We start from the raw sequence: 22,607 nt of genomic DNA, 5'->3' as shown, positions 1-22,607 counted from the left end.
ATTGACGAGCTCTGCCTCTGCAATGATTCAAAATGGTAGCGGTATCGGTTTAGCCACCCTTGCCGCCATATCACTGCTGTATTTGTTGGTGCTATATTGCGTTGGCCTGTTCGGCCGACGTATTACCGCACAGCATCCGCTTGCGCCCTGGGTGTTTAGTTTAGCCTTATCCATATATTGCACATCCTGGGCTTTTTATGGCGTTACCGCTCAAGCCGTGGTGAATGGCTGGTGGCTGCCCCCCACCTATATTGGCTCTTTTATCCTGTTTTGGTTTGGCTTTAAATTGCTCGCCCGCGTCGCTGTTGCCTGCCGACGCTATCGCATCACCTCTATTGCTGACTTTATTGCCACCCGTTTTGGCCATTCTCGGCTGTTAGCGGTGATGATCACGTTAATTTTATTGATGACGGTGATCCCCTATATCACGCTGCAACTTCACGCCGTTGCGACCAGTATTAACACCCTAGTGAAAGTGGAAACCGGAGAGCATTGGTATACCGATACCGGGCTTTATGTGTGTTTATGGATGGCAGTGTTTGCGCTGCTGTTTGCCGGTAAAAGCGCTCGCGCCCACCAACCCAACCCCGGTTTAATGACCGCCATTGCCTTTGAATCGCTAGTTAAGCTGTTTGCGTTGTTAGCCATTGCGATATTTGTAGCATGGGGCATCTTTGACGGCGTAGGTAACATCTTTGAATTAGCTGCCGACAGTAACGCTGTACAGCAAATTCAACGTCAGCGCTTGCCTACTTACACCTATTGGATCCATGTCTTACTGGGTTTTGCGGCTACCCTTTGTTTGCCATGGTTATTCCATGTCAGTTTTGTCGAAAACCAAAAGTTGAGCCATTTGCGCAACGCGCGCTGGGTTTTTCCGCTGTACTTATTATTGATGGGCGCCTTTAGCCTACCCTTAGGTTTAGCCGGTATTATGTTACTGGGTGAAAACGCCAATCTCGACTTAGTGATTCTACAACTGCCGCTCGCGGCTAATCGCACCGATATTGCCTTGCTAGCATATATTGGCGGTTTCTCTGCGGCCACCAGTATGGTTGTGATCGCCACCGTTGTACTAGGGATTTTGATCACCAACGAATTGCTCGTGCCGTTATTGTTTCGTCGAAACAACCTAGCCAATGATCAACAAAAACTGATTAAAGTGGCGACTGTACGACGTTTAGCCATGATCGTGGTACTCACGCTCGGTTTTATTTATTACCGTTTTATTGGCACTGGCACCGGTTTAGCGCAGCTCGGCTTAATGGCATTTGCTTTAGTAGCACAGTTAGCACCTTCACTAATTATGGGGCTGTTCTCACGTCAAATAAATCGACGAGGTGCCATAACAGGTTTGGGCAGTGGCGCCTTAATTTGGGCTTATGTTTTGCTGTTCCCTGAACTCGTTAGGGCCGGCATTATTAGCAGTCAAATACCTTTAACCGGGCCTTTTGGCGTAAGTTGGTTAGCCCCACAACATTTATTTGGCTGGCAAGGCGATAGTATTACCCTGGGGGTATTACTCAGTTTAAGCGTTAACTGTTTAATGACCCTCCTGGTGAGCCAATTAACCAATACCGGTATTAGTGAATGGCTACAAAGCGGCCGCTTTTTGCGCAGTAGCCGTGAAGCCCCAGCCAGACCATTACAACAACTGACCATTCAAGAGTGTTACTTATTAGTTCGCCGTTTCGCAGGGGAACGCGAAGCCCAGCGCCTGTTACAACGCAACATCAAAGACAACCAAAGCGAATTGCAGCGCTTAGCGCCGATTAATGTGATTCAAGCCACTGAGCGCAGCCTAGCGGCAGTATTAGGCGGCGCCTCGATGCGTTTAATTATGGATGCCAGTGGTCGACATGGCCGTTTGCCGATGGAAACCGTTGAACGCTTTGTCGACGAAGCCAGCCAAGTTTTTCGCTTTAATCAGAATTTATTGCTCTCCACTATTGATAACATCAGCCAAGGTATCGCCGTAGTCGATGCCGATCAACGCGTTATTGCTTGGAATCAGCGCTATATTGAGATGTTTGATTACCCACCGGCGATGGTCGAAGTAGGTCGCCCAGTTGCTGAGTTAATCCGCTTTAATATGCAACGCGGTTTAATTGATAGCGCCGATATTGAAAGCGAAGTGGCTAAACGTATTGGCTTTTTACGCCAAGGTAGTCAGTATCGGGTGCAGCGCGAACAACAAGATGGCCGTGTATTAGAAATACAAGGCAACCCCTTACCGGGCGGCGGTTTTGTCACCACCTATACCGACATCAGTTCTTTTATTGCCGTGCAGCAACAATTAGAACAGAGTAATCAGCTACTAGAACAACGTGTAGCCGAGCGCACCAGTGCCTTGCAACAGTTAAACGCCCAGCTACAACACACTCAGCAACAGCTTGAAATAAGCACCCAAGCCAAAACCCGTTTTTTTGCCGCAGCCGGTCACGACTTGATGCAGCCTTTTAATGCGGCAGCCTTGTTTGCGAGCTTGTTGCGCCAAAAAGTGACGGAACCCGAATTAAAACAATTAAGTGAAAACCTCAGCCATTCCCTCAATTCCGCCGAGGAATTACTGACGGCTATCCTCGACTTAACCAAACTCGATTCAGGGGTGATTAAAGCCCGTCATCAACCGGTGAGTGTGCAAATATTGTTAGAAGACATTGCCCGTGATGCCACCATTTTAGCCGAGAAAAAGGGCTTACAATTTAAGCTGCATAGCACAAAATTGGTGGTCAATACTGATCGCAAACTGTTAAAACGTGTCCTACAGAATTTACTGGCGAATGCCATCCGTTATACCCCAGCAGGAAAAATTGTTTTAGGTGTGAAACGCCGCGGCGAGCAACTACAAATTTGTGTATTGGATACCGGTGTTGGTATTGCGCTGGCTGATCAGCAGCGTATTTTTGAAGAGTTTCAACAAGGTAGCCAACCCGATCAAAAAGGCTTAGGGTTAGGCTTAGCGATTTCTCACCGGATCAGCGCTATTTTAAATCACACCTTAACGGTGCAATCGGTGGAAGGACGCGGCAGTTGTTTTAGCCTGTTATTACCACGCGCCCACCTGGTACCGGCACCGCTTGAGAGCACTGCAAAAATTAGCGATATTAGCGCCAGCTTTGCCGGCAAAACGGTTTTATTGTTAGATAACGAACCACAGTTACGCACCGCAGTGGCTGAATTATTACGCAGTTGGCAAATTAATGTGATGGCGGTGGGCCAGCCAACTGAAGCAGTACAGGCATTACAGCAAGGTTTTTTACCCGATGCATTACTATTTGATTATCACTTGGATAACGGTGCTATTGGCATTGATGTAGCAAAAGAGTTGGCTGCGCGCTTTGCCATAACAGCACCGGTGATTATTCACTCTGCCGATCACAATGAGCAAATTCGTGAAACAGCATTATCAGCGGATTACTATTTTTTACTAAAACCATTAAAACCGGCCGCACTAAAAAAACTGTTTGGCCGGTTATGGCGTTAACGTACGTCACTTTTAAGTAAGGGCACTTCGCCGAGTCACTAGCAATACTAGCATTGAAGCAAACAGCCACAGTGTTGTAGGCTCAGGTACCGCAACCCGACACGCTCCCTGACCTACGCTTACACAAGCCTCACCAGCGGTAAGTTGTAAACTTTCACCAACTCGCCCAACCACATTAAAACCCAATAATGGATCTGCCACATCAAAACTGAGCAGAGTTACTCCATCGGTTAACGCAGTAAAGTTAACCGAAAAAAGCTTTAATGGCCCCACTTGAAAAGCGGCTAACTCATCATCGGTTAAAAATGACACCATAAGACTTTTAATACTGAAGGGTTCAAAGTTAAAATCATAAAACGCTTCACTCGGATCAAATGTAAAGTTAGCCAATTCAAATATTAGCTCATCGGCTCGTAAAATATTGCTATCAAACAGTAAATTGATATCCCAGCCAGAAACAATATTGGGAGCAAACAAGTTCGCCCAAACGTCGATGGATAAGGTGTCCCCCACTGCGACATGCTGCTGCACCGGTGTAATGTAGATCAGTGCGGCTTTTGCTGGCATAGTCGTAAGCGCAAATAATAACAACAAGCTCGCTAAAAATGTTTTCATAATCATGTTCCTTTTTTATGTTGTCAATTACGTTAAGGCGCTATTGCACAGCGAGGCAAACTGCATTTCAAGGCGCACAAACGAGCATCATTTACCGTGATAACACCATCATTGTTCTGATCTCTAACATCGCCAGCTAACACAAATTGGCCAATAGCCGCACGCACTAAACCAACGTCAACAGAGTCAGTAGCTTGATTGCCATTGACATCACATGCGCTGACTAATGGGCTTATCGTTAGATCGAACAATATGGGCGAGCCTCGTTGCTCATTGCCATTCAGGCGAGCTTGCACTTGCATAAAACGCCCGCTGTTAGATAACGCGGCACCTTTTGTCGCGACTTGATAAGGCAGAGCCGTTAAACCTGCAACACTGTCAGCACTGCGATAGGCAACTTGCACGGAAGTCTCTTCGGGTAAAAACTCATTCCAGTTAATACTGCCCCAGGCCATACCTGCACTCCCGCCGTCATATACGACAGTCCATGTACCTGTTGGTGATGTAACATTTCGCGCTACTAACCCCGTTGCATCGCTGTAGGTGTAAGGCATATTACCCACCGCAAAAACGCCAAGCGGTGCGCCAGTTGTACCACTGTATTTTTGTACTCTGCCGGCACTGGTAAACCCAATTTGCAGCACATCATTATTGGCATCCACTTGAATACCGACCGAAAAGCTACCTCCCGCCTGCAGAGGTGCTTGCCACTGCAATGTGCCATCTGCTGCCACTTTTCTAATCGAAGTTGAACCAGCGATAATATTACCGCCACCATCCACCACAATACCTAAGGTACTTACTGCCATATTTGGAATAGCGCTATGCGTATTGGTTGTTGGATCGAATTGCCGATTTCCACTTCCCAAGTACACCTTGCCATTACCCAGCGCTATACCGTAATTACTCATCCCACCGAAAGAGGACACCGTATAAGGCCCAGCGTTGCTTTGCGTATTGGTGATTTTACCTAAGGTGCTACCTAAGGATGCGCTCCATAAGGTACCACTGGCATCGATTAAACAACCATAAGGTGTCCATGAACCTGCATTGGGCTGCCCATCAGTTGGCGTTGTTGACACGGGCCCAAAAATGGTGGAACCATCGGCAGCACTGACTTTGTAATAAGCGCGATCATTATATAAACCTACCCACAAATTACCGTCAGTCCCGATACACATTGCACGACCTAATGTACCCGTGGGTCGCAGTGGTGCAGCGTTACCATCCGGTACAGGTTTTGCCCAAGCAATACGCTCATCCTGAATTTCATTTTCATCAATAATGCCATTGCCGTTCAAATCCGCCATAGGTAGCATTTCGGAATCATCAATAATCCCGTCATTATTGGTATCTACTGACGTTTCCATCGTGCCATTACCATTGCGGTCAATAAAACCTTCTGCCAAAATTTTCAGGACGACACCAGCACTCATCGTTCCTTGACTAAAATGGCGATTTAAAACATAGGCATTTCCGTTAATATCAACTGATGTGCGTGAGGGTGCAGCACCAGAGTAAGCCGATCCTAAATGTCCAAAATGTCCAGCCTGCCCTGCCGGTCCAAACCAAGTACGGTAACGCGCCACTTCAACGTTTAACACCGTATCAAATTTCGAGACGGTGTCTTCACCCGCGTTAGCAATCCAAGCAACTGGAAAAGTTGTTCCTACCGTATTTAGCTGCAACTGGTCACCATTAGGTGCATCAAAGTTAACGCCATCTAAAGTCCCCGATGCAAAATCTGCATCCAAGGTATAGATTTTTGGCGCAGCCAAAACTGCTGAACTAAAACTGCAAGCAATAACGAGCAATAGGCTTGGATTTAATAATTGATTACCACGATTACGTTGAGTTTTCATCTTAAAGACCTCCCTTTGTAACCGACACCGCAGTTTGCAATTGAATTACTGCTACAGGCTGAGGCACCTGGTCCATATCATGTGATTGGTTTCTGCTAATTCGAACTGAATGTTGCATCGTCAAATCATAAAAAAATATTTGCGTCGTGCCCGTCCGTAAGCTGCTATAAACAACTTGCTGCCCATCTGCGGTCCAGTGTGGATTAAAGTCTTCGTGAGGGTGCTGGCTCAAGTTTTTTACAGCAGAGCCGTCTGCATTCATAACAAAAATATCCATCCTTGTTAAGCCGGGATCATCCCTGCTACTAGCAAAAACTAGCTGCTGACTATCCGGTGACCAGCGAGGAGTTTCATAAGCAGCGGGTTTATCCGCAGTTAAATTAAGCGTTTCTCCCGTTTGTAAATCAAATCGCATGATTGCCAAATGCCCGCGCATATCGGCAACATAAGCAATATAGCGACTATCCTTTGATATAGAGGGATGGGCTTTATTACGGTTTGATGCGTTCTGACTAATATTTCTGAGGTTACTTCCATCTTTATTTACTATCCATACGTCAGTTTTCCCCTCAGTATTACTTCCCAAAAAAACCAGCTGCTGTCCATCATCACTCCATACTGGTGCATCAGGTCCTTTTTCCTGATCATTATCAGCTACAACCGACATCTGCCGTTTTGGCAGATACCAAATATGCAACTGCATCCCGGCTTTGCTGTTGTCACGTGCCAAATAAGCAACATTTTTGCTATCAGCCGACCATGATGGCGCAGTTTGCCATAACGAGTTCTGATTTAAACGCCGCAAGTTATTACCATCAGCATCAATCAAATAAATCGAGGATAAACCGTTGCGTACCGAGCTAAACGCTAACGTCTTACCATCATTTGACCATGCAGGTTGAGTATTAATTGAATCGCCTTGCGTCAGTGCATGCTCATGCTGGCCTTCACGAACATAAATGTGCGCATTGCCATCTCGTATTGAAACAAACGCCAACGGTGGCTCACTGGAAGCAAGCGACAACTGACTACTCAATAGCAAAAATGCCATGGCGCAGTTAATAAGTGAAATAGTCATCTGTCACTCTCCCGCTTTATGGACATTGACCACTAAAGTTGCAACCACATTATTCTGACTATCAAGCACGCTAAGATGGTGCGCACCAACATAGCTTGTAATAAGCTGATACTGCAGGCTGCCATCGTTACCAGCGGTAACAACTTCATTGCTTCGCTTGTTGTTAACGACAGTTTCTAAGGTATAACTGGCTCCTGGGCTAAACAGAGTTCCATTCAGAACTACAGTATCACCAGCAATAGCCTGCGATGGCCCCGACAACGACAACGCGGTATCAGCCAAGCTTGTTGATGAACACAGTAGTAAGGTTACAAATATCGACGATTTTAAAAATGTGTTAGAAGGGATAATTTCCATTGCTAGCTTCTCCTTTATAAATTAGGTAGAAACCCGCATCACGGCTTAATATGCAAGGTACAACAAAATTAGTTATTGCATAGCTTAAGCCAACTTTAGTTAGGCTTGTTTTAATTGATTAATTTAAAATGATCGTGATGATAATGCTGTGCAAGTGTAAAGAATGCTGACACTAATACAGTCAAAACTTAATTAATTAAACGTCAAAGCTGAATCCAAACGTTATGTGCACATAAGACATAGCAAGTGTATTCTTACATTCCCGACGTAACTTTTTTGTAAACTTAGCGCGGTTATTTCTATTTCAGTCTTTGCCGCTATAAAATTTTTGCTACTCATTAAACGTCACCTCCCTAACAAACCAGCCAATCGACTTTTTATAATTAATCAGAATTAAAAACTTCGTTTTTTATAAAAAATTATTCTGTTGATTTGCTTTACGACTTTCAAGCCATAACCTATCTTAAAAATCACTTTTAATTAACATTAAAATGACAAATGAGCCAGCAGCCTTTATTTAGACAAGCCGCACTGAAACAGCAAGCGCAACGCTTAGAGGGAGAGGTGGTGATCGCCCAACCGCTGAGTAGTACTGTGCTGACAGTCAGTTTATTACTGCTGGTTAGCGGTATTGTCACTTTTTTAGCTCAGGCTGACTTTAATCGTAAAGCCACCGTCAATGGCTATTTGCAGCCAGATATGGGTATCGCCAAGGTGCATGCCGCACGTGCAGGAGTGATCAGTGAGCTTTATGTTGCAGATGGCGCTATGGTCAGCCAAGGTCAACCGCTACTGTTAGTTAATGTACCGGACTATTTAGCCGAAGGCAGTAGCTTAGTCGGTAGCTTAAGCTTGAGCTTACAACAACAGCAACAATTACTCACCGCTCGGCGCGAACAGCTAGTACTGCACTATCAACAGCAGCAACAAGAATTGCAAAGCCGCATGGGTTATCAGCAGGCATTACTAGCTGAACAACAACAGCAAACCGCCCTGGTTGCCAATCGGCTGCAACTGCAACAACAACGCTTAGATAAGCTGAGTAACTTGCAAGCAAAAGGCGCCATTAGCGAGCTGGATTGGCAAGTACAACAAGAAAACCTGCTGTTATTAAAACAACAAGTCACTGAACAGCAGTTAACGCGGCAAAGTCAGCTCGCCGCACTGTCACAACTTGAGGGTCAGCTACAGCGTTTGCCTACGGAGCAACAGCAGCAACTCGCTTTATTAGAGGCAGAATTTTCGCGACTGCAGCAGCAACAATTAGAGCTACAAGCGCGCAATCAATTGCTGATTACCGCACCTGTGAGCGGCCGAGTCACCAATTTAGTCGCCGAGCTAGGTAAATATACCCACAGTCATTTACCACTTTTAACTATCTTACCGGAGCAAGCCCAGCTCCAAGCTATTTTGCTGGTGCCCACCCGAGCTTTTGGGTTTGTTAGCCCAGGACAGCGCACTCGCTTACGCTTTGACGCCTTTCCTTATCAGCGTTTTGGTTTATATGAAGGCGAAGTATTAACGACCGGCGAGGCGATTTTGTTACCGAATGAAGTAGAAATGCCGATTGCTATTCAAGAGCCCGTCTACCGTGTTGCGGTAGCACTGGACTCGCAAGAGATCCGCGCTTACGGCAGCAGCGTCCCGCTGCAATCGGGCATGCTGCTAAGCGCAGATATCGTGCTTGAGCAACGCAGCTTATTAAGCTGGTTGCTAGAGCCGATTTTCAGCCTGAAAGGGCGTCTTTAACCTTAACTGTAATCGTCTCTAGGAGAGATATTATGCAAGAACTTACATTTGAGCAAGTTGAAGAAGTGAGTGGTGGTGGACATTATGGCGCTGTCGCAGGAGGCATAGGCGGTGCTGTCACAGGAGCAGCTGGCGGAATGAAAATAGGAGCAACCATAGGCGCAAAAATTGGCGCTGTTGGAGGACCAGCAGGTTCCGTTATTGGAGCAGCAGTTGGTGCGGGCATAGCTGCATTAACAGGAATTATAACTGGTCATCTTCTGACTAAAAATTAACTCAAGGGTAGAAATATGAGAAATTTACAACTTTCCGAGTTAAATCAAGTATCAGGTGGTAATTCTCCAACTAATCTAGCAGCAGGTATCGCGGGAACCACCTCAGGGTTGGCCACTGCAAAAGCCGGTGCTGCTATTGGAGCAAAAATAGGTGGAATTGCAGGCCCTATAGGGCTTGGTGTAGGGATAGTCTTAGGTTCAGTAGTTGGTACATTTGTTTATTTAGCTAACAAATAAACATTAGAAGAAGGTGGCAACCACCTTCTTCTTCTTAAGGAGTTTAAAATGAAAAATTATTTACCAATAACATTTCTAATGCTTTTTTTTATAAGTCTAGGGCTTATAAACATCTTCCAAAAAATAAATGAAGATATACCACTTACAAAGTTAGATTACATTATCCCAATGATATTTCCTATCGGACTTATATTTATCGCATTTATTATATTAATAGTAAAATTATCCATACCAAAAGACAAAGAAGATAAAGAAGATAAAGAAAACTAGCAAAGTCGCAATTAAAAAATGCAAAATCTAAACAAAATTCAATTTCGCTTTATACAAAAAAACTAAAAAAGTAAATGAGGGAATTATGGACCATATCGATATAAATTTATAAAAATTCAACAAATCCAACACTAGTTCGCTGATCAATTTTAGTCATTTTTTATTTAGCGAGATGCACAACTGTGCTATTCCCATTTAAATTATCTAATAACTTTTTAAAATGATCTACCAATCCGAAGCCGCTGAATGCGGGCTCGCCTGTATGGCGATGATTGCTAATCACCATGGCCATCAGCTGGATCTCACCACGCTGCGTAACCGCTATAGTGTGTCATTTAAAGGCGCGAATTTACAGCAACTGATGGTGCTGGCTAATCAGTTGGGGCTGGCAGGTCGCGCACTTAAATTGGAACTAGAAGACCTCGCTAAGTTAAAAACGCCCTGCATTTTGCATTGGGAAATGAACCACTTTGTGGTGCTGCGCAAAGTGCATCGAAACGGTATTAGTATTCTCGATCCGGCCATGGGGGAACGGCGATTGTCATTAAAAGAGGTTGATAAAGCCTTCACCGGTGTTGCGCTGGAGCTTACGCCCACCTCAGAATTTAGCCAGGTTGATGAACGGGTAAAACTCAAACTCACCGCCTTTTGGCAAAAAGCAGCTGGTTTATGGCCTTCATTATCTAAACTTTTTATCTTGTCATTATTGTTACAGCTGTTCTTGCTGGCATCCCCTTACTACACCCAACTCGTGGTGGATGAAGTATTGATTAGCCATGATAAGCCATTGCTCATTGTACTCGCCCTCGGCTTTGGCTTGTTAGTGTTAATTCAAGTCGTTACGCAAACGCTGCGTGGCTGGGTGGTGCTGCACTTAGGCTCGGTATTAAGCGTACAAATGGCCACCAATTTAATGCGACATCTACTTCACTTACCGCTGAGCTATTTTGATAAACGCCATATGGGCGATGTGGTTTCGCGTTTTGGTTCATTACATGCGGTGCGAGAGTTATTTACCAACAGCTTAGTAGAAGGTGTTATCGACGGCATTATGGCCTTAGCTGTGCTAATTATGATGTATTTATACAGCCCGAAACTGGCGTTAGTCGTGGTGATTGCCGTTATGTTTTATGCCGCTATCCGTTTTTTTCTGTATCGCCCACTGCATCAACTGACTGAAACCAGCATTATGGCCAGCGCCAAAGAGCAAACCAACTTTATGGAATCGGTACGCGGCATGCAAAGCATCAAATTATTTGGGCAACAAGCGCAGCGACTGAATGTCTGGCAAAACCGCTATGCCGATGCGATTAATCAAAATTACCGTTTAGGGAAATGGCAACTTGGCTGGCAAAGCACCAATCACCTGTTATTTGGCGTTGAAAATGTGCTAGTAGTCTATCTTGCCGCCTTAACCGTGATGAGCGGCGACATGACCGTTGGGATGCTATTTGCTTTTATCGCCTATAAAAGTCAGTTTACTAACCGCACCGCAGCGCTGATTGATAAATTGATTGAAATAAAAATGACGCGTTTACATCTCGACCGTTTAGCCGATATTGCCTTAACCGAACAAGAACGAGAGGGCCTGACTAACCCTTACCGAACCATCAGCGGCAATTTGACGCTTACCGATCTGCAGTTTCGCTATGCCAGCAATGAGCCTTGGTTATTTAATCAGTTAAATTTAACCGTTAAAGCCGGCGATAATATTGCCATTATTGGCCCTTCTGGCACGGGCAAAACCACGTTAATGAAATTGATGCTGGGGTTATTAACGGCCGAGAACGGTAAAGTTCTGATCGATGGCATTGAAATAACACAGTTAGGCCTGCGCCATTACCGCAGTCAAATCGCTGCTGTGATGCAAGACGATCAACTGTTATCCGGTAGTTTGGCAGAAAATATCAGCTTTTTTGATCCCGAGTTAAATATGCAGCAGGTGCATGAGGCGGCCCAATTGGCTGGGATCCATCACGATATCAGTGCCATGCCGATGGGCTATAACAGTTTGGTGGGGGATATGGGCAGTTCCCTGTCGGGTGGCCAAAAACAACGTGTTTTGCTGGCCAGAGCACTGTATCGTAAACCGAAAATTTTGTTTATGGATGAGGCGACCAGCCATTTAGACGTACAATTAGAACACTATGTTAATCAGGCTATTAAGCAACTTAATATGACGCGTATTATTATCGCGCATCGGCCAGAAACCATATTGAATGCCGCACAGATCTATTTATTACAAAACGGTCAGTTGCAAGAGATCACCCAGCAATACAAAGCACAGTTTCAGTTGGCGGCTGAGCCTCAATAACAATACACGAATGTATTAATCATACTGTTCAGGCAGTTTCAACTTTTCAAATAAAATACCGGCTAAAGTGCGGTTATTCACGTTAAGCTTGCGCAAAATCGCTGAAACATGCTGCTTGATCGTGGTTTCCTGCACATTCATTTCATAGGCAATTTGCTTATTTAACAAACCATCGGCAATCATTTTTAACACCCGAAACTGCTGTGGCGTGAGTTGTTCTAGCCGCTGCGCAAAGTCATGATCAATTAAAGCCCGGGCGTTTTTAACATCATCTGCCAATGCGGGTGGCAGCCAAGTATCGCCACTGGCGACGGCATCGATGGCCTCTGACAATAATTCTAGCGGTGCTGATTTTGGAATATACGCGGCAGCACCTAGCGCCAGCGCTTGCTTAATAATAACCGGATCTTCTTCTGCCGACACCATGATCACCGGCACATCAGGATATTCTGTACGCAGTGCGGTAAGGCCCGTAAAACCGTCCGAGCCCGGCATTTTTAAGTCGAGGAAAATAAAGTGAGTATCAGGATGTTGACGGAGTAAGGGCCAAACTTGCTGCATGGTTTGTGCCTGCAACAACAAGGCATCTTTACCTAAAATCGCCGCGCAAGCTTGCGACAGTGCAACGCGGAACAAGGGGTGGTCATCAGCAATAATAGCAATCATAACAATACTTCAGGACAATTTTGCCCATAATGAACCGGGGCTTTCGCCCCGGCAAGGTTTTTCTAGATTAGAAACGGTAACCGACAGACAAACTTACCGTCCGTGGGTCAATGTAATAACCGGTAATGGTTTGCTCACCCGCTAACAACGCAAAATTGTAACCAGCAATACGCGCCTGCTTATCACCTAAGTTTTTGCCCTGTAGCGACACATCCCAGTAACCGTCTTTTGAGTACCAGTTTACACCTGCATTAATCAAGGTATAGCCGCCGTAATCGAGTACAGAGGGTACTTCAAAAATTTGCGTCGCGCCGCGATAAGCTAAGTTAGCATTAAACACTAAGCTACCAAAATCGGTTTCTACGGTGTAACGGCTCGCTAAGGTTGCCGTTAATTCTGGCGTATTAGCAAATCCCCAAACATTAGATACATCAACCACCGCTTGAGATACTGGGTCAAAGAACTCTACTTTGTTAAACGACGCATCGATGTAACCGACAATCGCGGTTATTTCCAAATCACGTGTCGCCGCGAACAAGGCTTCAACTTCAGCACCGTTAATATCTGCGCTAGCCGCATTTAATACTTGAGATGCAACGTTATTACCTACCGCACGTTGCACGGTAACTTGCATATCTTCATAAGAAGAATGGAAAACCGCCGCATTCAAACGTAAACGCTGATTTAACCATTCGCTCTTAATACCCAACTCGTAAGTATCAACCGTTTCTTCTTGGTATGGGTCGGTCGCGTTAGGGTTTACAATTTCAACCGCACGCATATCAAAACCACCTGACTTAAAGCCGTCGGTGTAGCTCACGTAATACATTAAATCATTGCTGTACTGGTACTCTGCACCTACACGTGGTGAGAAATGGCTAAAACTTTCACTCCCGCTAAAATCTGTTTGCACTTGTAATAGGGTATTTGGCGCAGCAGGATCACGTGGCCCTTTGTAGCCTAAGTACAATCTGCGGTCTAAGGTGGCATCTTTGTCATCTTTGGTATAACGACCACCCGCAGTTAACGATAACTTGTCAGTTAACTCGTAAGTACCTTGAGCGTAGGCAGCAATACTGTCGGTGTCTACGCAACCGCCGTTTTCAACAGTTACACCGGCACCGGCCACAATAACAGTACCGAAGGCCCCACAAGCTTCACCGGTGTAATAGTATAAGCCCGACGCCATTTTAAACTTATCGCCACTAAATAATAACTGCAGCTCTTGAGAGGTTTGCTCATCTTCATAAAAAGCCGGTACATCTAATGACTGTAAAGGGGTAGAGTCAAAATCGATATTGGTATCGGTAACACCTTTACGTCTGGCGGTCACCGATTTCACCGTCCAGTTATCGTTAAGATCCCACGTTAAGGTTAAAGATTGACCTTCCGTATCCACTTTGTTGTCGGCTGGCATACTAGAATAAGAGTCATATACGCTGTCAGTTAATGGCTGATTAGGAACCAATAAACTTTGCGTTAAACGATAGCCACCTTTTGAATTTGATTTATCGACAGTTTTATCAGCACTGAAGCGCACGCTAAAATTGTCTGCCGCATTCCACTGCACACTCACACGGCCAGATTGCACATCTTTGTCATAGTTGTCAGCACCGGTATTTAAATAAGTACCAAAACCATCGCGGTTAAAGCTAGCAATAGCACCACTGACAAATAAGTTATCCGTTAAACCTACTTGGCCCGATAATTTAAAATCTTGCTGATTATCAGTACCGATGGTGCCGCGCACAGCAAATGCCGTATCACCAGTTAACTCTCTGGTGACATACTTAACCGCACCACCGATAGTGTTACGACCGTACAAGGTGCCCTGCGGACCACGTAGTACTTCGATCCGCTCGACATCATAAACATCTAACGCTGCACCTTGCGGGCGCGCCATGTAAACGTCATCAATATAAATACCTACGCCAGGTTCAAAACCCCATAACGGATCTTGCTGACCAATACCACGAATATAAGCCGTTAAAGTACTGTTAGTACCGCGTGATACTTGCAAAGTGGTGTTCGGTGAGTATTGCTGTACCGACGTAATATTATCGATACCACGCTGAGCTAATTCTTCTTCACCAATTGACGTTACCGCCACGGGTACCGTTTGTAAGTTTTCTACTGTGCGTCGAGCAGTCACTTCAATCCGTTCTAATTTTACTTCATCATCATTGCTGTTGCTTTCTTGAGCGAAAGCAGGCGCCATTAAACAGCTGCTTACGGCTAATGCCAAGAGGCTGGGTTGAAAGAAGCGCGGGTAGATCGTTGAAGCTTGCTCAATCTTATTATTCTTGGCCATGGGGCTCTCCTGTTGATTGCAGATGTTGCTGTCTATTTGAAATTATAGATTTGTAAGTTGTTATCCATAGAGTAGCCCTGATCGCAGAAATATTAACCTGTACCTTAGTACTATGGTGAGGCAGAGCAGACTGTATCAGACTAAGAAAAAATAAAAACAAGGATTACTCCATGTTAAGTCTGTTCGGATTATTACTGGGTTTAGGTTTACTCATCGTGTTAACGATGCGCGGCTTCAACCTCTTCATCACCGCCCCACTCTGTGCGCTGTTGGTGGCGTTAACAAACGGTATCCCCTTTTGGCAGCTAAACGATAAGCTCGATTTTGTGCATGGTTATATGGCGGGCTTTTCTAGCTTTGTCGCGGCCTGGTTCCTGATGTTTTTACTCGGCTCCTTATTTGGTAAGTTGATGGAACACAGCGGTGCGGCCGATGCGGTCGCCTTGGCGATTGTCAAACGACTAGGCCATACCCGCGCGGTGTTAGCCATTGTGTTAGCGTGTGCCGTATTAACCTATGGTGGTGTCAGTTTATTTGTCGTGGCTTTTTCTGCTTACCCCATGGCGGTGAGCTTGTTTAAAGGGGCCAATTTACCACGGCGCTTTATTCCAGCCACGCTAGCCCTAGGCTCTGTGACCTTTACCATGACATCAGCAGGCTCGCCAGAAATTCAAAACTGGATCCCAATCCCTTATCTTGGCACCACCCCTTACGCGGGGTGGCAAGTCAGCATCATGGTAGCGGTTTTCATGGCGGTTGGCGGCTATTTAGCGCTGATGTGGATGATAAAAAAAGCACAAGCGAAGGGTGAGCAATTTGTCAGTCGCGCCAGCGATCCGACGGTTACCGATAAACCGTTACCCCATTGGCTGACGGGGTTAATTCCTTTATTAGTGGTGTTAGTGACCTCGTTTTTATTACACGACAGTTTACAGCAAGCAGCCTTAATTATTGCCCTAACCGGTGGTGTCGTCAGTTTGTATTTATTAACGTTCCGTTTTATTCACAACCCTGGCGCAGCCACCAATGAAGGGGTGCTAGGTGCGTTACTCGCTATCGGTAATACCGCTGCCGTTGTCGGTTTTGGCGGTGTGGCTAAGTTAACGCCCGCTTTTAATCAAGTGGTTGAATATATGACGCATTTACCTGGCCCAGAGTTAATTGGTGCTGCGGTCGCGGTCAGTGCCATTGCGGGGTTAACTGGCTCGGCCTCGGGCGGTCAAGTTATTGCGTTACCTGAAATTGCGCCGACTTATTTAGATCGCGGTGTCGATGCCGAACAACTACACCGTGTCGTGGCGATCTCATCCGGCGCACTCGACTCACTGCCGCATAATGGCTATGTCGTTACGACTATCCGTGCTATCTGTGGCGAGTCACATCAAAATGCTTACTGGCCGGTCGCCGTGGTTAGCGTATTGATGCCGGTACTCGGTGTGATATTAGCCATTACCTTGTTTCAATGGTTTTAAGGAAAACAGTTATGCGTTCTATTTATTCTTTGCTACTAGCCAGCTTATTACTGTTAAGTAGCTGCAGTTCAGCTGAGCCATTACTCGTTACTAAACAAGCGTTTAGCATTGATAACTTTAAAACCGATAATGGCCAAATTATTCATCCGGTAAAAGTAGGTTGGGAAGCCTATGGCAAGCTTAATGCTGATAAGTCTAATGTGATACTTATTACACATTTTTTTTCTGGCACGTCGCATGCTGCCGGTAAATATCATGTTGATGACACCGCACCGGGTTATTGGGATGCCATTATCGGCCCTGGCAAAGCCATTGATACGAATAAGTTTTATGTAATAAGCGTCGACACCCTCGTCAATGCTAATGTGTATGATCCTAATGTCATTACCACGGGGCCTGCAACCATCAACCCTGCCACCGGCAAGCCTTGGGGACTAAGCTTTCCCGTTGTCACCGTCGGTGATTTTGTCGAAGTACAGCGCCATTTATTAGATAGCCTCGGTATTAAAAAACTGCATGCGGTAATTGGTGCATCAATGGGCTCTTTTCAAGCGATTGAATGGGCGGTGCGCTACCCTGAGCGGGTTGAACGCTTATTACCGGTGATTGGCACAGCTTACATTGATGCTTGGGCTGCGGTGCGCTTAGAGCGCTGGGCTTACCCTATTAAACACGATCCCGCTTGGAATAAGGGTGATTATTATGAACAAGGTCAGCCCCGTGCCGGTTTAGCCACTGCCGTGGCTTACATTACCCAAGACGCGCTTTATCCAAGCAGTTTTAATGCGCGTTTTCCTGCTCCTGCTGCAGATCACGCGCCGCACAATGATATTTTGGCGCCTTTTTCAGCTTGGCAACAGTTGATGGAACAAGCCGCCACGCGTGCCAGTGTGCAAGATGCCAATCATATTCTTTACCTAATTCGAGCATCGCAGTTATTTCGCGCCGGTATGGGCGATAACTGGCAAGCGGCATTAGCCAAAGTGACGGCGAAAACGCTGTTTTTACCGGCGACAGGTGATCAACTATTGCTGGCTGAAATGTCGAAACAAAGTGTCGCGGTAATGAACCAAGACAATGCTGCTTATGCTGAAATTCCCGGTGAATTTGGTCATTTAGATGGCGTGCTGAATATTAGCACTGTTGCTGACAAGATCGCTGAATTTTTACGTTAAGCCAACCTTTTCCCTGGAGGTGCGGCTAGTAAAGCGCGCCTTTTTTCTTTTCTCGCGCTCTGCTAAACTCAATTAAAATAACATTGTGTTTACAGGGATGAGCCCACTTGTGAGTCACCTTTTCGGCAAAATCTCACGCTACGCTTTCTTAATGAACAGCCTGCTGTTCTGTTCAAGCCTTTTTGCTAACACTTTAGCTCATAACCCGATCATCTTCGCTAGCAGCGAATATCCGCCACATTATGGTACTGATCTTGTCAAGCAAGGTGTGGTTATTGAGATTGTTCGGCGCGCTTTTGCCAGACAACAACTCAATATTGACGTGGCATTCATGCCTTTTGCCCGCGCGATGCATGATACCGAACAGGGTTTGTATGCTGGAGTGATTGCCATTTGGTATACCGAAGCGCGTGCCGAGACATGGCTGTATTCCCAGCCAATTTATGCCAATCACATTGTTTTATTTAAACGCAAAGCGGATTTTAGAGTAAAACAAAATCTTGACACCGTGCTAGCAGGCAATGGCACCTTGGGGTTCGTTACCGGTTATCTGCAACATCCTTTACTGCACCAAAGTAACTTGAGTAAAGTCAGTGTGGCTTCAGAAGAGCAACTGTTTAAAATGCTGGCGATGCAACGCGTGGACTACGTCCCCGCAGATTTACAAAGTGGCTTATATTTTATCTCGAGATTACCGGTTGAATTACGGCAATCGGCTATTGATTGGCTGGCGCCAGCATTAGAAGTCAAACCCATGCACTTGGCCTTTCCAAAACATCACCCCGATAGCGAATATTTAAAACAGCAATTTGATCTGGGCTTACAGGCCTTAAAAGACAGTGGCGAGTTTGCTGAATTACTGCATCAGCTTTTACCTGAGCCAAGCAAGTAACTCAGCCCGGCTTTAAGTTAGCCGTGGAAACAACACCAAATGATCAAGATCAAGCCGAATGCCAATATGCTCGCCAATAGCATGATTATGATGGCTAAGCGCTAAACAATAGACTTGCTCACTGCCCGCTAACGCCAAGGTATACAGGATATGTGAACCGCGAAAAGCTTTTTCCAACACGGTAGCTTGGATTGGGCTGTCGTCATCATGCACAATGTCATCCGGCCGGATCAGGACATCGACTAAATCATCGGTCTGTACGTCCGTTAAATAACGTTGCCGAAAAACACCTAAACAGGTTTCAACTTGTTGCGCATCTAACATCTTGCCTGGCAACATCACGCCCCGCCCAACAAAGTCAGCCACAAACCGATTAACAGGTCGATGATACAACTCATAAGGGGTCGACCACTGCTGTAACTGGCCTTGTTGCATAACGCCAATCATATCTGCCATTGCAAAGGCTTCAAACTGATCGTGCGTTACTAATACCGCAGTGATATGCAATTGCTTTAAAATTTTACGAATATCCCGCGCTAACACTTCTCGAAACTCGGTATCTAAACTAGAGAACGGCTCATCCAGTAATAACACCTTGGGCTCAGGAGCAAGGGCTCGGGCCAATGCCACCCGCTGTTGTTGACCGCCGGATAGTTGATGAATATACCGTTTGCCAAGATCGGGCAAACCCACGAGTTGTAATAAACGGCTGACTTTCTCTGCTTTTTGCGCTTTATTAAAATCCTTTAAGCCAAAGGCAATGTTATCGGCAACGGTTAAATGAGGAAATAACGCAAAATCTTGAAACACCATGCCTACTTTGCGTAATTCAGGCGCCAACTGAGATGTACTATTACTCACCTGTTGACCTTGCAAGCGGATCACACCCGAGGCCGGCGCTTCAAAACCGGCAATTGCGCGTAAAATAGTGGTTTTACCACAACCAGAAGGGCCCACTAAACAGCCAATTTGGCCTTGGGCTAAAGTCAATGAAATGTCATTGACCACTTTATGAGGGCCATAAGCGACAGCCAGTTGCTCTAATGCCAACATTATTTGTTTCCTCGCATACGTTGCTCAGTAGAACGCGCTAAAATAATCACAGGTAACAGCCCCACCAATACAATAGCCAGCGCAGGTAAGGCCGCTTCGGCTAAGCGCTCATCAGAAGCTAATTCATGCGCTCTCACCGCTAAGGTATTAAAATTAAAAGGCCGTAATAACAGGGTTGCGGGCAATTCCTTGAGTACATCAACAAACACCAGCAACAACGCCGTTAACACGCTACTGCGTAACAACGGTACGTGCACGCGCCGTAGTACCTGCCAAGGCCCTAAACCTAAAGAACGCGCGGCATTATCCATATTAGGCTTTATTCGCGCTAAACCGGCTTCAATACCATGTAATGACACTGCCAAAAAACGCACACTGTAAGCTAATAGCAGCGCAAAAATAGTACCGGAAAACAGTAAACCGGTGCGGACACCAAACCATTCCTCAGCAAGTAAATCGATCCGTTGATCAAACCATGCCAAGGGTATCATCACGCCAATGGCAATGACCGTGCCAGGAACCGCATAGCCCAACGCGGCTAATTGTACCGGGAATCGTACTAAAGGATCGTCGCGTAAACGTCGTGCATAAGCAAACAGCAACGCCAACAGCACCGACAACAAAGCCGCCGCCGCGGCCAAAGAAAAACTATTCCAAACTAATTGCCAAAAAGCACTATCCAAGGTGCGCTGCCAATTGCCAAGCGCCCAACTGGCTAACTGCCATGCCGGTAACAGAAAACCCAATAATACCGGCAGAGTGCACAACAACAGAAATAAGCATTGCCGAGCAAAGCTCACTTGGCGTAATGCCGCAGCACTGTGTTTTTGACCTTGATGATAATAACGCACTTTGCGCCGTGACCATTTCTCTAACAACAATAAAAACAGCACAAAACTGGTTAACAGCGCAGCGAGTTGCGCGGCGGCTAACGCATTGCCCATCCCAAACCAGGTTCGAAAAATCCCCGTGGTAAAGGTAGGTACACCAAAATATTGCACGGTGCCATAGTCGGCAAAGGCTTCCATCATCGCTAATGCCATCCCGGTTAAAATCGCCGGGCGCGCCAAAGGTAACGCGACTTGCCAAAAATGCTGGCGCGGCGTTAAACCTAAGGTGCGGCTCGCCTCAGATAACGACGCCGACTGCTCAGAAAAAGCATTGCGTGCCAACATATAAACATAAGGATATAACACTAATGACAGCATCAATACCGCCCCACCCAACGAGCGGATCTCAGGAAACCAATAATCACCGTAAGACCAATCGAAAGTGTGACGTAATTGCTGCTGCACAGGGCCAGCAAAGTCGAGCATGCCGGTATAAGTGTAAGCGATGATATAAGCGGGAACCGCTAAGGGTAATAACAATAACCAGTCGAGATAACGTCGGCCAATAAATTGATATTGGCTAATCAGCCATGCGGCGCCGGTGCCAATCGTTAAGGCACCTAAACCGGTGCCGCCAGCTAACAACAGCGAATTGAGAACATAATCAGGCAGGACGGTTTGGCGCAAATGCTGCCAAACCGCTGTTTGCCAAGAGAATAAACTGGCGAATACCATCATTACCGGCAGCGCCAACAACAAGGCGGGCAGTAATACTGCCCAGCGCCAACGATTAAACAGCGGTATTCTGAACAACGATGTCGGCTCCTACTACGACGGGTAGTTTAACGCCAGCCAGCGCGGTCCATCACCCGGATCGCTTCAGCATTAAACTCGCCTAACTGCTCTAACGGTAACTCATCGGCTTTGAAGCGACCAAATTGCTCTAACACTTTGCTGATGTTTACGTCACTACGAACAGGGTATTCATTATTGACGTCAGCATACCAGTGCTGCGCGTCTGGCTCTACCATATATTCTAGCAATTTCAGCGCATTCGCTTTATTAGGAGCAAAAGCGGCTACACCGGCGCCTGAAATATTAATATGTACGCCATTATCTTGCTGATTAGGCCAGAAAATACGCATTTTTGCTGCCGCCGCTTGTTCAGCGGGATCGGTTAGCATACCGGCTAAGTAGTAAGTGTTGGCTAAAGCGATATCGCATACACCCGCTGCTGCGGCTTTAATTTGATCACGATCGCCACCCTGTGGTGGACGTGCAAAATTGGCCACTAACCCTTTAGCCCATTGCTCGGCTACCGCAGCGCCATCATGCGCAATAATAGAAGCAACATGAGATTGGTTATAGATATTATTTGAAGAACGCACGCAAATTTTACCTTTCCACTTCGGATCGGCGAGATCTTCCATAGTCGATAATTGTGCCGGATCTACCTTTCCCTCAACATACATAATGGGCCGAGCTCGTACGGTTAAGCCATACCAAACACCGGCAGGATCACGCAAAGTGCTAGGAATAACGCTCGCTAATTTGTCTGAGGTAACACCTTGCAATACTCCCTGCTCTTTCGCTCGGGTTAAACGGCCCACATCGGTCGTCAGGAGTAAATCAGCTGGGCTATTGCGGCCTTCACTGCGCATACGCGTGATCAATTCATCGGCATTACCCGTAATTAAATTAACCTTAATACCCGTTTGTACGGTAAAGGTATCGAGTAAAGGTTTGATCAGTTCTTCTTGCCGCGCAGAGTACACATTGACTTCATCGGCATAGGCCGCAGCAGTATGGAATAAACAAGAAGTAAGACCGGCAGCAACTAACAGGGTGACAGAATTGAATTTCATTACAGCTCCACGAGATGATGATGCTAAGGCGCATATCTAAACACAAATAATAACAATTCGCAATAAGTGCGCGTTGGTTTAATGCTAATTTCACCGCGA

General features: G+C 46.0%; 18 protein-coding genes. 9 read left to right on the top strand and 9 right to left on the bottom strand.

The features are described 5' to 3' along the window. The first annotated feature begins 1 nt into the window (after position 1). Positions 2-3,487, top strand: coding sequence for a PAS-domain containing protein (locus LMJ53_RS03895; protein WP_229584885.1), 3,486 nt, complete (start codon positions 2-4; stop codon positions 3,485-3,487). Between the two features lie 12 nt (positions 3,488-3,499). On the opposite strand, the gene LMJ53_RS03890 is transcribed toward LMJ53_RS03895, so the two are convergent. Genes LMJ53_RS03890 through LMJ53_RS03875 form a run of 4 tightly spaced genes read right to left on the bottom strand, consistent with a single transcriptional unit; the run spans position 3,500 to position 7,399 of the window. Beyond that, on the bottom strand, positions 3,500-4,102 hold the full coding sequence (locus LMJ53_RS03890) for a PEP-CTERM sorting domain-containing protein (RefSeq protein ID WP_229584884.1): 603 nt from the start codon (positions 4,100-4,102) through the stop codon (positions 3,500-3,502). A 32-nt stretch (positions 4,103-4,134) separates the two neighbouring features. After that, a complete protein-coding gene (locus LMJ53_RS03885) occupies positions 4,135-5,964 on the bottom strand; it encodes a hypothetical protein (protein WP_229584883.1) in 1,830 nt (609 codons plus the stop codon). A 1-nt stretch (position 5,965) separates the two neighbouring features. Further along, a complete protein-coding gene (locus LMJ53_RS03880; protein ID WP_229584882.1) occupies positions 5,966-7,042 on the bottom strand; it encodes a TolB family protein in 1,077 nt (358 codons plus the stop codon). Positions 7,043-7,045: 3 nt separating this feature from the next. Beyond that, on the bottom strand, positions 7,046-7,399 hold the full coding sequence (locus LMJ53_RS03875; RefSeq protein WP_229584881.1) for a hypothetical protein: 354 nt from the start codon (positions 7,397-7,399) through the stop codon (positions 7,046-7,048). Positions 7,400-7,897: 498 nt separating this feature from the next. On the opposite strand from LMJ53_RS03875, the gene LMJ53_RS03870 reads away from it, so the two are divergent. The 5 genes from LMJ53_RS03870 (at position 7,898) to LMJ53_RS03850 (ending at position 12,244) form a co-directional block, all read left to right on the top strand. Continuing rightward, positions 7,898-9,148 (top strand): HlyD family secretion protein, encoded by a 1,251-nt coding sequence (locus LMJ53_RS03870; protein ID WP_229584880.1) that lies wholly within the window; start codon positions 7,898-7,900, stop codon positions 9,146-9,148. Between the two features lie 32 nt (positions 9,149-9,180). Then, positions 9,181-9,423, top strand: coding sequence for a hypothetical protein (locus LMJ53_RS03865; protein WP_229584879.1), 243 nt, complete (start codon positions 9,181-9,183; stop codon positions 9,421-9,423). Positions 9,424-9,438: 15 nt separating this feature from the next. Beyond that, positions 9,439-9,660, top strand: coding sequence for a hypothetical protein (locus tag LMJ53_RS03860; protein WP_229584878.1), 222 nt, complete (start codon positions 9,439-9,441; stop codon positions 9,658-9,660). A 48-nt stretch (positions 9,661-9,708) separates the two neighbouring features. Further along, on the top strand, positions 9,709-9,930 hold the full coding sequence (locus LMJ53_RS03855; RefSeq protein ID WP_229584877.1) for a hypothetical protein: 222 nt from the start codon (positions 9,709-9,711) through the stop codon (positions 9,928-9,930). A 220-nt stretch (positions 9,931-10,150) separates the two neighbouring features. Next, positions 10,151-12,244, top strand: coding sequence for a peptidase domain-containing ABC transporter (locus tag LMJ53_RS03850; protein WP_229584876.1), 2,094 nt, complete (start codon positions 10,151-10,153; stop codon positions 12,242-12,244). Between the two features lie 15 nt (positions 12,245-12,259). Here LMJ53_RS03850 and LMJ53_RS03845 read toward each other — a convergent pair whose 3' ends face one another. Then, positions 12,260-12,910 carry a response regulator gene (locus LMJ53_RS03845; protein WP_229584875.1) on the bottom strand — a complete coding sequence of 217 codons (651 nt, stop codon included), beginning with the start codon at positions 12,908-12,910 and terminating at the stop codon, positions 12,260-12,262. A gap of 67 nt (positions 12,911-12,977) precedes the next feature. Continuing rightward, on the bottom strand, positions 12,978-15,221 hold the full coding sequence (locus LMJ53_RS03840) for a TonB-dependent receptor (protein WP_229584874.1): 2,244 nt from the start codon (positions 15,219-15,221) through the stop codon (positions 12,978-12,980). A gap of 170 nt (positions 15,222-15,391) precedes the next feature. Between LMJ53_RS03840 and LMJ53_RS03835 the strand changes: the two genes are divergently transcribed. From LMJ53_RS03835 to LMJ53_RS03825, 3 genes are all read left to right on the top strand, one after another. Next, positions 15,392-16,693, top strand: coding sequence for a GntP family permease (locus LMJ53_RS03835; RefSeq protein WP_229584873.1), 1,302 nt, complete (start codon positions 15,392-15,394; stop codon positions 16,691-16,693). A gap of 11 nt (positions 16,694-16,704) precedes the next feature. Beyond that, positions 16,705-17,868, top strand: coding sequence for an E22 family MetX-like putative esterase (locus LMJ53_RS03830; protein ID WP_229584872.1), 1,164 nt, complete (start codon positions 16,705-16,707; stop codon positions 17,866-17,868). 109 nt (positions 17,869-17,977) lie between these two features. Beyond that, a complete protein-coding gene (locus LMJ53_RS03825; protein ID WP_229584871.1) occupies positions 17,978-18,760 on the top strand; it encodes a substrate-binding periplasmic protein in 783 nt (260 codons plus the stop codon). 12 nt (positions 18,761-18,772) lie between these two features. Here the strand turns inward: LMJ53_RS03825 and LMJ53_RS03820 are convergent, their stop codons facing one another. Genes LMJ53_RS03820 through LMJ53_RS03810 form a run of 3 tightly spaced genes read right to left on the bottom strand, consistent with a single transcriptional unit; the run spans position 18,773 to position 22,508 of the window. Continuing rightward, complete coding sequence (locus tag LMJ53_RS03820) at positions 18,773-19,813, bottom strand: ABC transporter ATP-binding protein (protein ID WP_229584870.1); 1,041 nt, start codon at positions 19,811-19,813, stop codon at positions 18,773-18,775. Further along, positions 19,813-21,456: an ABC transporter permease gene (locus LMJ53_RS03815; RefSeq protein WP_229584869.1), complete on the bottom strand. Its 1,644-nt coding sequence runs from the start codon at positions 21,454-21,456 to the stop codon at positions 19,813-19,815. The genes LMJ53_RS03820 and LMJ53_RS03815 overlap by 1 nt, the downstream gene beginning before the upstream one ends. A 29-nt stretch (positions 21,457-21,485) precedes the next feature. Then, entirely contained in the window at positions 21,486-22,508 is a 1,023-nt protein-coding gene (locus tag LMJ53_RS03810) for a Fe(3+) ABC transporter substrate-binding protein (protein WP_229584868.1), read from the bottom strand. Between the last annotated feature and the right edge of the window lie 99 nt (positions 22,509-22,607).

This window comes from Rheinheimera sp. UJ51 (assembly GCF_020819615.1).
In the GTDB taxonomy this organism is placed as follows: Bacteria; Pseudomonadota; Gammaproteobacteria; order Enterobacterales; family Alteromonadaceae; genus Alishewanella; species Alishewanella maricola.
This window is presented reverse-complemented; position numbering and strand designations above follow the sequence as displayed.